The sequence below is a fragment of the Actinomadura sp. 3N508 genome (genome assembly GCF_044326375.1).
Lineage (GTDB): Bacteria > Actinomycetota > Actinomycetes > Streptosporangiales > Streptosporangiaceae > Spirillospora.
The window spans coordinates 315594-328550 of record NZ_JBIRAX010000010.1 but is presented as its reverse complement, the minus strand read 5'-3'; the positions used below and the strand labels follow the sequence as shown (position 1 = coordinate 328550).

Annotated in this window: 10 protein-coding genes; 6 read left to right on the top strand and 4 right to left on the bottom strand. The window is 72.0% G+C overall.

The annotated features are described in order from the left end of the window. On the top strand, window positions 1-447 hold the full coding sequence (locus tag ACH34S_RS31890) for a heat shock protein transcriptional repressor HspR (RefSeq protein WP_395956550.1): 447 nt from the start codon (window positions 1-3) through the stop codon (window positions 445-447). Between the two features lie 10 nt (window positions 448-457). Continuing rightward, on the top strand, window positions 458-3055 hold the full coding sequence (gene clpB / locus ACH34S_RS31885; RefSeq protein ID WP_395956549.1) for an ATP-dependent chaperone ClpB: 2598 nt from the start codon (window positions 458-460) through the stop codon (window positions 3053-3055). A gap of 15 nt (window positions 3056-3070) precedes the next feature. Here the strand turns inward: clpB and ACH34S_RS31880 are convergent, their stop codons facing one another. From ACH34S_RS31880 to ACH34S_RS31865, 4 genes are all read right to left on the bottom strand, one after another. After that, entirely contained in the window at window positions 3071-4306 is a 1236-nt protein-coding gene (locus tag ACH34S_RS31880) for an RNA polymerase sigma factor (RefSeq protein WP_395956548.1), read from the bottom strand. Further along, a complete protein-coding gene (locus tag ACH34S_RS31875; protein ID WP_395956639.1) occupies window positions 4303-4635 on the bottom strand; it encodes a YciI family protein in 333 nt (110 codons plus the stop codon). Before ACH34S_RS31875 ends, ACH34S_RS31880 begins: the two co-directional genes overlap by 4 nt. Window positions 4636-4655: 20 nt before the next feature. Continuing rightward, window positions 4656-6077 carry an MFS transporter gene (locus ACH34S_RS31870; protein ID WP_395956547.1) on the bottom strand — a complete coding sequence of 474 codons (1422 nt, stop codon included), beginning with the start codon at window positions 6075-6077 and terminating at the stop codon, window positions 4656-4658. Between the two features lie 100 nt (window positions 6078-6177). Next, window positions 6178-6888, bottom strand: a complete 711-nt coding sequence (locus ACH34S_RS31865; protein WP_395956546.1) for a hypothetical protein — start codon at window positions 6886-6888, stop codon at window positions 6178-6180. Window positions 6889-6978: 90 nt separating this feature from the next. Between ACH34S_RS31865 and ACH34S_RS31860 the strand changes: the two genes are divergently transcribed. From ACH34S_RS31860 to ACH34S_RS31845, 4 genes are all read left to right on the top strand, one after another. Then, window positions 6979-7968 (top strand): SDR family oxidoreductase, encoded by a 990-nt coding sequence (locus ACH34S_RS31860; protein ID WP_395956545.1) that lies wholly within the window; start codon window positions 6979-6981, stop codon window positions 7966-7968. 113 nt (window positions 7969-8081) lie between these two features. After that, window positions 8082-9683, top strand: a complete 1602-nt coding sequence (locus ACH34S_RS31855; protein ID WP_395956544.1) for an alkaline phosphatase D family protein — start codon at window positions 8082-8084, stop codon at window positions 9681-9683. 279 nt (window positions 9684-9962) lie between these two features. Next, a complete protein-coding gene (locus ACH34S_RS31850) occupies window positions 9963-11279 on the top strand; it encodes a sigma-70 family RNA polymerase sigma factor (protein ID WP_395956543.1) in 1317 nt (438 codons plus the stop codon). Window positions 11280-11529: 250 nt separating this feature from the next. Next, window positions 11530-12903, top strand: a complete 1374-nt coding sequence (locus tag ACH34S_RS31845; RefSeq protein ID WP_395956542.1) for an NYN domain-containing protein — start codon at window positions 11530-11532, stop codon at window positions 12901-12903. Window positions 12904-12957 lie beyond the last annotated feature (54 nt).

The following is a 12957-nucleotide window of genomic DNA, read 5'->3' as shown; positions in this document are numbered from 1 at the left end:
ATGAACCCCTTTGGCGACGACACGCCGGTCTATGTGATCTCGGTGGCGGCCCAGCTGTCCGGGCTGCATCCGCAGACGCTGCGCACCTACGACCGGATGGGCCTGGTGTCCCCCGGCCGTACGGCGGGCCGCGGGCGCCGCTACTCGATGCGCGACATCGTGATGCTCCGCGAGATCCAGCGGCTCTCCCAGGAGGAGGGCATCAACCTGTCCGGCATCAAGCACATCCTGGAGCTGCAGCGCGACAACGTGCGGCTCCGCGAGGAGCTCGCGAAGGCGCACGCCGCGCTGGACGAGCTCGCCAACGAACTCGAATCGACCCGTGCCGTCGCGGCGCGGCTGGCGCAGCAGCGCCGGCACGGTGAACCGGAGGGCACTCCCGGCGCCGACCTGGTGCCGATCAGGCACACCAGCGTCGTCGTCTGGCACGAGCGCAACCGGGAATAGGGGGACCGGGGTGGACTACAAGCTCACGCAGAAGAGCCAGGAGGCGGTGTCGGTCGCGGTCCGGCGGGCCGCGGCCGAGGGACATCCCGAGGTGGAGCCGCAGCACCTGCTGGCCGCGCTGATCGTGCTGACCGACGGCACCGCGGTGCCGCTGCTGGAGGCCGTCGGCGCCGACTGGAAGACGATCAGGAGCCGGGTCGAGGAGCAGCTCGCCGCGATGCCGAAGGCGCAGGGCTCGACGGTCTCGACCCCGCGCCTCTCGGGCCAGCTCCAGCGCTCGATCAACACGGCGGCGAACCGGGCGAAGCAGCTCGAGGACGACTACGTCTCGACGGAACACCTCCTCGTCGGCCTCGCCACGGACGGCGGCCCCGCCGCGGGCCTGCTCAAAGAATTCGGCGCCACGCCCCAAGCCCTGCTGGACGCGTTCGAGAAGGTCCGCGGCCACGCCCGCGTGACCAGCGAGAACCCGGAGGGCACGTACCAGTCGCTGGAGAAGTACGGCGTCGACCTGACCGCCGCCGCGCGCGACGGCCGCCTCGACCCCGTCATCGGCCGCGACCCGGAGATCCGCCGCGTCGTCCAGGTGCTGTCCCGCCGGACGAAGAACAACCCGGTGCTGATCGGCGAGCCCGGCGTCGGCAAGACCGCCGTCGTGGAGGGCCTCGCGCAGCGGATCATCGCGGGCGACGTGCCCGAGTCGCTGCGCGGCAAGAAGCTCATCTCCCTCGATCTCAGCGCGATGGTCGCGGGCGCGAAATACCGCGGCGAGTTCGAGGAGCGGCTGAAGGCCGTCCTCAACGAGATCAGGCAGAGCGAGGGGCAGGTCGTCACGTTCATCGACGAGCTGCACACCGTGGTCGGCGCGGGCGCGGCCGAGGGCGCGATGGACGCGGGCAACATGCTCAAGCCGATGCTGGCTCGCGGCGAACTGCGCATGATCGGCGCGACGACCCTCGACGAGTACCGCGAGCGCATCGAGAAGGACGCCGCCCTGGAGCGCCGCTTCCAGCAGGTCATGGTCGGCGAGCCCACCGTCGAGGACACGATCGCGATCCTGCGCGGCCTCAAGGGCCGCTACGAGGCGCACCACAAGGTCCAGATCAACGACTCGGCGCTCGTCTCGGCCGCCACGCTCTCCGACCGCTACATCACCTCCCGCTACCTCCCCGACAAGGCGATCGACCTGGTGGACGAGGCGGCCTCACGCCTCCGCATGGAGATCGACTCGCGCCCGGTGGAGATCGACGAACTCCAGCGCACCGTCGACCGCCTCAAGATGGAGGAGATGAACCTCTCCAAGGAGACGGACGAGGCGTCCAGGCAGCGCCTCGAAAGGCTCCGCGCCGACCTGGCCGACAAGCAGGAGCACCTCACCGGCCTCATGGCCCGCTGGGACAAGGAGAAGGCGGGCCTGAACCGCGTCGGCGAGATCAAGGAGCGGATCGACCAGCTGCGCGGCGAGGCCGAACGCGCCCAGCGCGACGGCGATCTCGAAACATCCGCCCGCCTCACCTACGGCGAGATCCCGGCGCTGGAGAAGCAGCTAGAAGAGGCCGACGAGGCCGCCGACAACCGCGACGCGATGGTCAAGGAGGAGGTCGGCCCGGACGACGTCGCCGACGTGGTCGCGTCCTGGACGGGCATCCCCGCCGGGCGCCTCCTCGAAGGCGAGACCGCCAAGCTCCTGCGCATGGAGGACGAGCTCGGCAAGCGCCTCATCGGCCAGGAGACCGCCGTCCGCACCGTGTCGGACGCCGTCCGCCGCGCCCGCGCCGGCATCTCCGACCCCGACCGCCCGACCGGCTCGTTCCTGTTCCTCGGCCCGACCGGCGTTGGAAAAACAGAACTGGCGAAGGCACTCGCCGAATTCCTCTTCGACGACGAGCGCGCGATGACCCGCATCGACATGAGCGAGTACTCCGAGAAGCACAGCGTCGCCCGGCTCGTCGGCGCGCCGCCCGGCTACGTCGGCTACGAGGAGGGCGGGCAGCTCACCGAGGCCGTCCGGCGCCGCCCGTACTCGGCCGTCCTGCTGGACGAGGTGGAGAAGGCGCACCCCGAGGTGTTCGACGTCCTCCTCCAGGTCCTGGACGACGGGCGCCTCACCGACGGCCAGGGCCGCACGGTCGACTTCCGCAACGCGATCCTGATCCTCACGTCCAACATCGGCTCGCAGTTCCTGGTCGACCCGACGCTGGAGAACGGCGCGAAGAAGGAAGCGGTCTGGAACGCCGTCCGCAACTCCTTCAAGCCGGAGTTCCTCAACCGTCTCGACGACGTCATCCTCTTCGACGCGCTCTCCACGAAGGAGCTGACCCGCATCGTCGACCTCCAGGTCGACAAGCTCGCCGACCGCCTCGCCGACCGCCAGCTCACGCTGAACGTCACCCCGGCGGCCCGCGAATGGCTGGCCCTGACCGGCTACGACCCGCTGTACGGGGCGCGCCCGCTGCGGCGCCTCGTCCAGACGTCGATCGGCGACCAGCTCGCCCGCGAGCTCCTCTCCGGCGAGGTCCTCGACGGCGACGAGGTGACGGTCGACCTGGACGAACCCGCCGACCGCCTGACCGTCCACCCCACCCGCGGCCTGACCCTCAACAAGTAGCGTCCCGCCCGCGCGTCAGCGGGGGAGGGTGTTGAGGCGGTGGGTGAGGTAGCGGCGGTCCGGGGTGGTTCGGGCCAGGGTCAGGGCTTCGCGGTAGGCGGCGGCGGCCTCCTCGCGGCGGTCCAGGCGGCGGAGCAGGTCGGCTCGGGTGGCGGGGAGCAGGTGGTAGCCGTCCAGGTCATCGGCCAGGTCGTGGACGAGCGCCAGGCCCGCCTCCGGGCCGTCGGCCATGGCGACGGCGACGGCCCGGTTCAGCCGGACGACCGGGCTCGGGGTCAGCTCGATCAGCCGCCCGTACAGGGCGGCGATCTGCGGCCAGTCGGTGTCCGCGGCCGTGCGGGCGGTCGCGTGGCAGGCGGCGATGGCGGCCTGCACCTGGTAGGGGCCGGGTTCGCCGCGGCGCAGGGCGTCGTCCAGGAGGGCGGTGCCTTCGGTGATCGCGGTGTGGTCCCAGCGGTCGCGGTCCTGGTCTTCGAGCGGGACGAGGTCGCCCGCCGCGTCCTGGCGGGCGTCCCGGCGGGAGTGCTGGAGGAGCAGGAGGGCGAGCAGGCCGGTGGCCTCCGGCTCGTCGGGCATCAGCACGTGCAGGACGCGGCCGAGCCGGATCGCCTCCGCGCACAGGTCGACCCGCATCGGGTCGGGGCCCTCCGTCGCCGCGTAGCCCTCGTTGAACAGCAGGTAGACGACTCCGAGGACGGACGTCGTGCGTTCGGGGAGCAGATGGGCGGGCGGCACGCGGTACGGGATGCGCGCGTCGCGGATCTTGCGTTTCGCCCGGACGAGCCGCTGCGCCATCGCGGGCTCGGCGACCAGGAACGCCCGCGCGATCTCGCCGGTGGTGAGTCCGAGCAGCGTGCGCAGCGTGAGCGCCACCCGCGCCTCGATCGGCAGCGCCGGATGGCAGCACGTGAAGACCAGCCGGAGCCGGTCGTCGGCGACACCGCTCGGGTCGGGCGGTACCGGCGGTTCGTGCGGGCCGGTCATCGTGCTCAACTCCCTGAGCTTGGCGTTCTCGGTGCGGCCGCGCCGCATGCGGGTCAGCGCGTGGTTGCGGGCGGTGGTCGTCAGCCAGGCGCCCGGACGGTGCGGGACGCCGTCGTCCGGCCACCGTTCCAGGGCGCGCGCGAACGCCTCCTGGGCCGCCTCCTCCGCGAGGTCCCAGTCGCCGGTCATGCGGATGAGGGTCGCGACGACCCGTCCCCACTCCTCGTGGAAGGCCGCCGCGACCGCTCCTTCGACGCGTCCCGTCACTCCTCCCAGAGCGGCCGGACCTCGATGGCCCCGGTCCCGGCGCACGGGTGCCTGGACGCGATCTCCAGCGCCTCCTCCAGGTCGGCGCAGTCGATCAGGTCGAACCCGAGGATCTGCTCCTTGGTCTCGGCGAACGGGCCGTCCGATAGGAGCGTCTCGCCGCCGCGCGTCCGGACGGTCGTGGCGGTGTCGGTGGGGTGGAGCCGGTTGCCGACCAGGCGCACACGGCGCCCGTCCATCTCCCTGATCCATTCCTCGGTGTCGGCCTGCAGCCTGGCGAACTCGTCCGCGGGCATCTCGTCGTTCTCTACGCCGCAGATCAGCATCATGTACCGCACGTGCTCTCCTCCTACGACTTCTTCGACATGGTGACTTCCGCCGGCTCCGGAACTCGTCGCCGGAGCGGCGGCCGTGCGAGCAGCAGGCCGGCGATCACGACGCCGGCCAGCGCGATCCCGGCGGAGGTGTCGAACGCGGCGCGGAACCCCGGCACGGCGCCCGTCCGCGAGACCAGGACGGTGGACGCGACGGCCACGCCGAGCGCGCCGCCGAGCTGGAACGCCGCCGTGTTGAGCCCGGACGCGAGCCCGGAGTCCCGCTCGTCCGCCCCGGACAGCGCCGCCACGGCCGCCGACACCGCCGCCGACCCGAGGCCCAGCCCGAACAGGATCAGCCCCGGCAGCAGGCCCGACACGTAGCCGCTGCCTTCCGAGACCTGGCCCAGTGCGAGGCAGCCCGCCGCCATGAACGCCATGCCGGTCATGGCCACCGGACGGACGTCCACCCGCCCGATCGCCGCCTGCGCCGCATACGACCCCACGACGGCCATCACGGGCAGCAAGGCCGTGGCCAGCCCGAACTTCAGCGGCGAATAGTCGAGGATCCCTTGCGCGTACTGCGACACGGCGAACGACGTCCCGAACGCGCCCGCCCCGGTCAGCAGCATCACCAGGTTCCCGCCGGTCAGCCGCCGCGACCGGAAGATCTGGAGCGGGACGAGCGGCGCCGCCGACCTCGACTCGATCCGCACGAAGAGCGCACCCGCCACAACGGCGACTCCCAACGCGCCCAGCGTGGTTGCGCTCGTCCACCCGCTCTCCGGCGCCCGGACGACCCCGTACACCGCCGCCGACACCGCAAGCGTGACCGTCAGCGCGCCCGCCGGGTCGTACGCCCGCGCCGCCGCCCCGGCCGCCCGGCCCTCGCTCAGCAGGACGGGCCCGAGGCCGAGCAGCAGCGCCGCGACCGGCACGTTGAGGTAGAACACCCAGGGCCAGCCGAGCGCGCCGGTCAGCGTCCCGCCGACCAGCAGCGCCGCCGTGGCCCCGAACCCGCCGACGCTCGACCAGATCGCCAGCGCCCTGTTGCGTTCGGGGCCCGCCGCGAACATCACGGTGACCAGCGCCAGCGCGCTCGGCGCCATCAGCGCGGCCGAGATCCCCTGCGCGACCCGCGCGCCGATCAGGACGCCGCCCGTCCAGGCGAACCCGCACAGCAGGGACGACACCAGGAACAGGGTCGTCCCGGCGAGGAACGTCCGGCGCCCGCCCATCAGGTCGGCCGCGCGGCCGCCGAGCAGCATGAGGCCCCCGAAGCCGAGCAGGTAGGCGCTCAGCACCCACTGCGCGCCGCCGGCGGACAACCCGAGATCCCGCTCGATCGACGGCAGCGCGAGCAGCACGATGTGCGCGTCGAGGATCACCATGAAGTTCGCCGCGCAGAGCAGCGCCAGCGCCGCCCACCTGCGCGGATCCAAGCCGTCGTCGGCCATCGTCCCTCCCGGAATCACGTCTCCCCCTGTCGACCATCGGGCCCGCCCGATTTCGACAGCGGCGGAAAGAATTTCCGGGAAGGCGGCGCGCCGGCCCCGCCTAGCCGTTCAGCCAGTCGGCGGGGAAGTCGTCGCGGAACCTGTCGAGGGTCTCCTCGTCCTGGGCCCGGACGGACAGCCAGTCGCCCCCGCCGTCGCAGATGAGCAGGCCCGGACCCGCGTAGAAGTTCTGCCCCTCCTCGCCTGCGGGATAGGCGGGGAAGGGGAGGCGGGTGAAGCGCCGCCGCAGCTCGTCGTCGTCCTCGTTGTCGCCGTGGTCGCAGAGCGAGTCCTGGGCCTGGAGCGACTCGGACAGGATGATCTCGATGCAGGACACGGAGAAGGAGTCCAGCCAGCCTTCCCAGCGTTCCGCGTCCTTGTCCGCCAGGTCCGGGCGGATGCGGACGGGCGGGTCCGGTTGGTCGAGGTCACTGAGGAGGATTCCCCACGACGCGGCGCCCTGGTTCTCGTGGCGGAAGACCAGGGCCTCCTTGCGGTCGTCGACGTAGAACTCGGCGGGGCTCAGCAGCTGGTCATGGTTGCTGTGCATGGCGCGGCGGCGTCCGAAGAGCGCGTACGCCTCGCGGACGGCGGCGGGCAGCCGGAACCCGAGGTTCTCCTCGGCCGCCGCCAGCTCCGCTTCGGGTGTGCCGTCGTCCGGGGTCAGCGGCGTATGCCAGGTCGCGGCGAAGCCCCGGATGTACGTCCAGGCGGCCCGGCGGTCGGCGAGCGCGTCAGGGAGGTCTCCGACAATGTCGAATGACTCAGTCACACCCCGACGCTAGCGGCCTTCCCGGACGTTCGGTTCTGCTGTGAGCGGTGCGGTGTTCCGTACAGAACGTACGGCGGGCAGAGTCGTCCTATGAGGATTCTGATGCTCGGCGGGACGGAGTTCGTAGGACGCGCCATCACCGAAGGCGCTCTTGCGCGCGGCTGGGACGTGACCGTCTTCCACAGGGGACGCCATGACCCGCCCCAGGGAGTCGCGTCGTTGCACGGCGACCGCACGACCAAGGACGGTCTCAAGGCACTCGCCACAGACGAGGAGTGGGACGCGGTCGTCGACACCTGGTCCGCGGCCCCGTCCGTCGTGCGCGACACGGCACGCCTCCTGGGCGAGCGCGTCGGACGCTACGTCTACATCTCCAGCCGCTCTGTCTACGTGTACCCCGAACCCGACGCGCTCGGCGAGAACGCCCCTGTCGTGGAGGCGTCCCCAGACGACGGCGACGACGTCGACTACGCCACCGCCAAGCGCGGAGCAGAACTGGCGGCCGTGGACGTGTTCGGCGACCGAGCACTACTGGTACGCGCAGGGCTCATCCTCGGCCCGTACGAGAACATCGGACGCCTGCCCTGGTGGCTGAACCGGATCGCGCAGGGCGGCAAGGTACTGGCGCCAGGCCCGCGCGACGCCGGTTTGCAGTACATCGACGTCCGAGACCTGGCCGCTTGGACCCTGGACGCCATAGAACAAGAACTAGGCGGCCCCTTCGACCTGGTAAGCCCACCAGGCCACACCACAATGCGCGAACTCCTAGAAGCGTGCAGGGAGACCACGGGCTCCAACGCCGAACTCGTCTGGACGCCCCCAGAGACGATCCTCAAAGCGGGCATCGAACCCTGGATGGACCTCCCGATCTGGATCCCGCCCGGCGAGGATTACGACACCCTGCACCAGGGCAACGTCGACAAGGCCCTCTCCACAGGCCTGCGTTGCCGTCCCGTCCAGGAAACCGTGACCGACACGTGGGAATGGCTCCAGTCGATAGGCGGACGAGCCCCACAACGCCCGGACCGCCCGGTCGTCGGCCTGGATCCAGAAACCGAAGCCAAGGTGCTGCGCAGCTGAACGGGCCGCTGAACGGAGAGTGCGGGGTCGCCGCTTCAGTGGACGCGACGCCCCTCGGTCCGCTAGAGAGACGTGATATGACCGCTTTGGTAATCGGCCCCCACCTCCGGCACGTGAGTCACCACACCGCGACGATCTGGGTGGAGACCGACCGTCCATGCGAGGTCCGGGTCGTCAACCGCGACCACGGCGTGGACGCGGGCGCCCGCACGTTCACCGCGCACGGCCACCACTACGCGCTCGTCGAGATCGAGGGGCTCGCGCCGGGCGCGCGGATCCCCTACGAGGTCGTCGCCGACGGGGAGACCGTCTGGCCGGAGGAGGGCGCGGAGGGCGCGCAGCTCCCGCCGTCCCAGATCAGGACGCTCGACCCGGACGGCGAGCTGCGCATCTCGTTCGGTTCCTGCCGCCGGTCACCGGGCACGGTCGAGCAGTTCGGCCACGACGCGCTCGCCGCCCTCGCCCGCCGGCTCAGCAGCGGCGGCGACGCGGTGACCTGGCCGGACATCCTGCTCATGGTCGGCGACCAGGTCTACGCCGACGAGCTCAGCGACGCCATGCGCGAGTTCATCAGCGGGCGCCGCGCGCCCGGCGACCCGCCCGCCGACGAGGCCGCCGACTTCGAGGACTACACCCACCTGTACAAGCTGGCCTGGCACGACGACCCGGAGGTGCGGTGGCTGCTGTCCACCGTCCCGACGTTCACCATCTTCGACGACCACGACATCCGCGACGACTGGAACACCTCCTACGCGTGGCGCCAGGAGATGTGGTCGCAGCCCTGGTGGAAGAACCGCATCACCGGCGGCATCGGGTCGTACTGGATCTACCAGCACCTCGGGAACATCTCGCCTGAGGACCGCGCGTCCGACCCCGTGTACAAGGCGGTGCGGACGGCCTCCGACGACACCGGCGACGCGGGCACCGTCCTGGACGAGTTCGCAGAGAAGGCCGACAAGGAACCCGCCAGCACGCGCTGGAGCTACGCCCACGACTGGGGCGCCACCCGCCTGATCGTCGTGGACAGCCGCTGCTCCCGCCTCCTCACCGCCGACCGCCGCGGCATGCTCGACGACGACGAGTTCCGCTGGCTGGACGAGCAGTGCCAGGGCGGCATGGATCATCTGCTCATCGCGAGCTCCCTGCCCTACCTGCTGCCCATGGCGATCCACCACGCCGAGTCGTGGAACGAGGCCATGGCGGGCGGCGCCTGGGGCAAGGCCGGGGGCAGGCTCGGCGAGAAGATCCGGCAGGCCGCCGACCTGGAGCACTGGGCGGCGTTCGAGCGCTCGTTCCGCGACGTGGCCGCCGACGTCGTCGCCGTCGGGCGCGGCGAGCGCGGGCCCGCCCCGGCGAGCATCTCGTTCCTGTCCGGCGACATCCACTACTCCTACCTGGCGCGGGTCACCGAGCCCGGCACGCAGTCGAAGATCTCGCAGATCGTCTGCTCGCCGCTGCGGAACCCGCTGATCGGCAAGTTCCGCTGGGCCAACCGCATCGCGTGCTCGCGGGCGTCCGGCGGACCGTTCCGCGCGTTGGCCAAGCTGTCGAAGGTGCCCGTCCCGCCGCTCCGGTGGCGGATGACGGAAGGACCGTGGTTCGACAACGCGATCGCCACCGTCCACCTGTCAGGACGCAAGTGCGAGGTGCGCTGGGAGACCCCGAGGGACGGCGGCACCCTCAACGAGATGGGCCGCGCCGACATCACCGGTTGACGACACATAGGCACCGGCCACATAGGCACCGGCGCAAGGCAGGCGAGCGGGCGCGCATGACGCGGGGAAGCGCGCCCGCTCTGGTCTGCGGTGCGCCGGGGTGCGTTCGTTCCACCCCCTCGCCGGAACGAACGCACCCCGCATGGACGGCCCGCCCCGGTACCGCCCACGCCTCTCCCACGGCGCGGCGCCCCCGCCATGACGCGGACTCAGGTAAAGAACTCCGACTGTGGCCAAATTGGGCGACAACTCGTGGCCAAGTCGTCACAATGAGCAAACATGGAAGAGACGAGCGACGAGCCGGGCGACGCGGAGCTGATCGACCGGGTCCGGGCCGGTGACGTCGCCGCCTACGGCCCCCTCTACGAGCGGCACGTCGCCGCCGCGCGCGGCCTCGCCCACCACCTCGCCGGACGGGACGCCGCCGACGACCTCGTCCAGGACGCCTTCACCAAGGTCCTCAAGGTCCTCAAGACCGGCGGCGGGCCCGACGGCGGGTTCCGCCCGTACCTGCTCACCGCCGTCCGCCGGTCCTTCTACGATCGGCGGCGCGCCGACCGGCGCGTCCAGCACACCGACACGATCGAGAGCTTCGACTCCGGCGTCCCGTTCGACGACCCGGCCGTCGCGGAGCTGGAGCGCTCGATGATCGCCCGCGCGTTCCGGTCGCTGCCCGGCCGCTGGCGGACGGTGCTCTGGCACACCGAGGTCGAGCGCGCCAAGCCCGCCGACGTCGCCCCGCTGCTCGGCCTCACCGCGAACGGCGCCGCCGCGCTCGCCTACCGCGCCCGCGAGGGCCTGCGCCGCGCCTACCTGCAGATGCACCTGGACGCCGTCGCCGCCGACGACGCGTGCCGTCCCGCCCTGGAGAACCTCGGCCCGTACGTGCGCGGCGGGCTGGCCGACCGCGAGTCCCGCAAGGTGAAGCTGCATCTGGACGGCTGCAAGCGCTGCAAGGGCATCCACGCGGAACTGGTGCACGTCAACCGGGCGCTGCGCGACGTGCTCGGCCCGCTCGTCCTGGGCGCGGCGGCGTCCGCCTACCTCGCGTCCAAGGCTGGGACGGTGCTGCGGTTCCAACGCATCCCGAAGCGGCAGCAGCAGGCGCTCGCGGGCGGTGGGGTGGCCGCCGCGACGATCCTCGTCCTGGCGCTGATGCTGGTGTCCGGCGAGGAGCCGATCCGGCCCGCGCCCGCACCGCCCCCACCGCGCGCCGCCTCCGATCCCGCCGCCCCGCCCGCCACACCGCCCGCCGCGATGCCCCCGGCGCTCCGGCCCGTCGCGCCGGATCCCGCACCGCGACCACCGTGGAAGGCACCGGCGGAGAAGGCGTCCGAGCGCCCGTGGCCGCAGCCGCCCCGCCACCACCCTCCGAGCGGCCGGCCCGGAGGTCTTCTGATCGATGTCAAGGTGCGCCTCTCAGGGCCTGACAGCGATATCCGCGTACGGGTCAAGGCGGACACGCCGCGCGGTGTCCCGTTCCGGGGCCCGAATGCCACGCCGCGGCATGTCCGCAACAAGGTCCCGCACCAGGTCACGAACATGGGCGGTCGCCATGGGCGGTTGAAGCCCGGGTCGCGGGAACCCCGGGACTGAAGCCGTGACCTGCCCGTTCCCGTAAAGATCATGAGGAAGCGCGGGGGCGGGCCCGAACGGCTGGTAGCGTCCGCCGCGGCTCCCGATTCTTGTTACCGGGGAGTCGCCAACCAGCGGCTTGCCATGAAAGAGTGGCGAATCGCCGTATTGGCCTACCGGGTTGACCCGCTTCACTACGCTATAGGCGACCCGGGACACTGAGCCGGATGGGCATGCCGTGAAGTCCCGTGTTGAGGAAGGGCGGTGTCGCATGGATCGCTGCGCGCTGTTCGTAGACGCCGGCTACCTGCTGGCCGACGGCTCCATGGCGGTGCACGGCACCCGCCACCGCGAAACCGTCTCGTGGGACTTCGGCGGGCTCCTCCAGCTCCTCGGCAACCTCGCCAGGGAACGCACCGGCATGCCGCTGCTGCGCTGCTACTGGTACGAGGCGACCGTCGAGGGCCGCCGCTCCCCCGAGCACGACGCGCTCGCCGACCTGCCCGGCCTCAAACTCCGCCTCGGCCGGATCCGGCCGGGCCGCCGCGAGGGCGTCGACACCGAGATCCACCGCGACCTGATGACCCTCGCCCGCAACGGCGCGCTCACCGACGCCGTCCTGGTCACCGGCGACGAAGACCTCGCCCAGGTCGTCGCCGACGCGCAGGACCTCGGCATCCGCGTCACCGTCGTGCACGTCGCCGTCGACGGCAACTGGACGATCTCCCGGGTGCTGCGGCAGGAATGCGACGACCTCATCGAGATCGGCGCCGGCCACCTGCGGCCCTACGTCAACCTCCTCGCCGGTATGGACGGGACGTCCGGCTCCTCGCTCGGTTCCCCGCTCAGCACAGGGCCGCTGTCCAATGGGCACGGCGCCAACGGTCACGGCGGCAGCCTCGGCCACCTCCAGCCGGCCGCGCACAACGGCCCGCCGCCCGCGTCCCCGATCTCCGGGCAGCCGCCGGCGTCGGCCGGCCCGCCCGTCCGCGACCTCGGCCCGGCCATGGGCGGCGGCGGGATGGGGAGCGGGATCGGCGGCACCGGGATGAGCAGCCCGGGAACGACCGGCGGCCCCGGCATGACCACCGGCCCGATGCCGCTGCCGGGCGGCGCCACGGGCGGGTCGCCCTACAGCACCGGCGGCCAGCACCTCCCGCTCCAGCCGACCCCGGCCCCGACATCGGCGTCCGGCCCGTCCTCGACGCAGTCGCCGCCCGCCCCGGCTCCGGCCGCGCCGCCCGCGCAGCCGCCCGGCCCGAGCCCGCAGTACAGCTCGTCGCCGATCCCGGCGCCGTCCCCGCCCCCGCCGCCGCAGACGATGCAGCCGGAGAGCCGCCCGCACGGCCCCTACACCGGCCCGCAGCAGATCTCGCCCGTCCCCGTGCAGCAGAGCACCCCGACGCTGGCCGACGCCGTCAAGGCCGCGCACCAGGAAGGCCAGGACTTCGGCGAGTCCGTCGCCAGGGACGCGCCCGCGCTGTGGCTGGAGGCCGTCCTCGCCCGCAAACCGCGGATGCCGTCCGACCTGGAGGCCCGCCTCCTGCAAGGCTCCTCGCTCCCGATCGACTTCCTCCTGCACGACGAGGTCCGGCACGCGCTGCGCCGCGGATTCTGGGACGCGCTGGAGCGTTCTCGCAGGTGAGCTGACACCTACGCCCCGTTATTCGCACGATCATCATCGATTCGCCCGCTTCGG

What these genes read in the sequence shown, in the direction of transcription:
- ACH34S_RS31850 (WP_395956543.1), top strand. Translation starts at nt 9,963, where the DNA reads ATGGAAGAGACGAGCGACGAGCCGGGCGACGCGGAGCTGATCGACCGG.
- ACH34S_RS31845 (WP_395956542.1), top strand. Translation starts at nt 11,530, where the DNA reads ATGGATCGCTGCGCGCTGTTCGTAGACGCCGGCTACCTGCTGGCCGAC.
- ACH34S_RS31875 (WP_395956639.1), bottom strand. Translation starts at nt 4,635, where the DNA reads ATGATGCTGATCTGCGGCGTAGAGAACGACGAGATGCCCGCGGACGAG.
- ACH34S_RS31860 (WP_395956545.1), top strand. Translation starts at nt 6,979, where the DNA reads ATGAGGATTCTGATGCTCGGCGGGACGGAGTTCGTAGGACGCGCCATC.
- ACH34S_RS31870 (WP_395956547.1), bottom strand. Translation starts at nt 6,077, where the DNA reads ATGGCCGACGACGGCTTGGATCCGCGCAGGTGGGCGGCGCTGGCGCTG.
- ACH34S_RS31890 (WP_395956550.1), top strand. Translation starts at nt 1, where the DNA reads ATGAACCCCTTTGGCGACGACACGCCGGTCTATGTGATCTCGGTGGCG.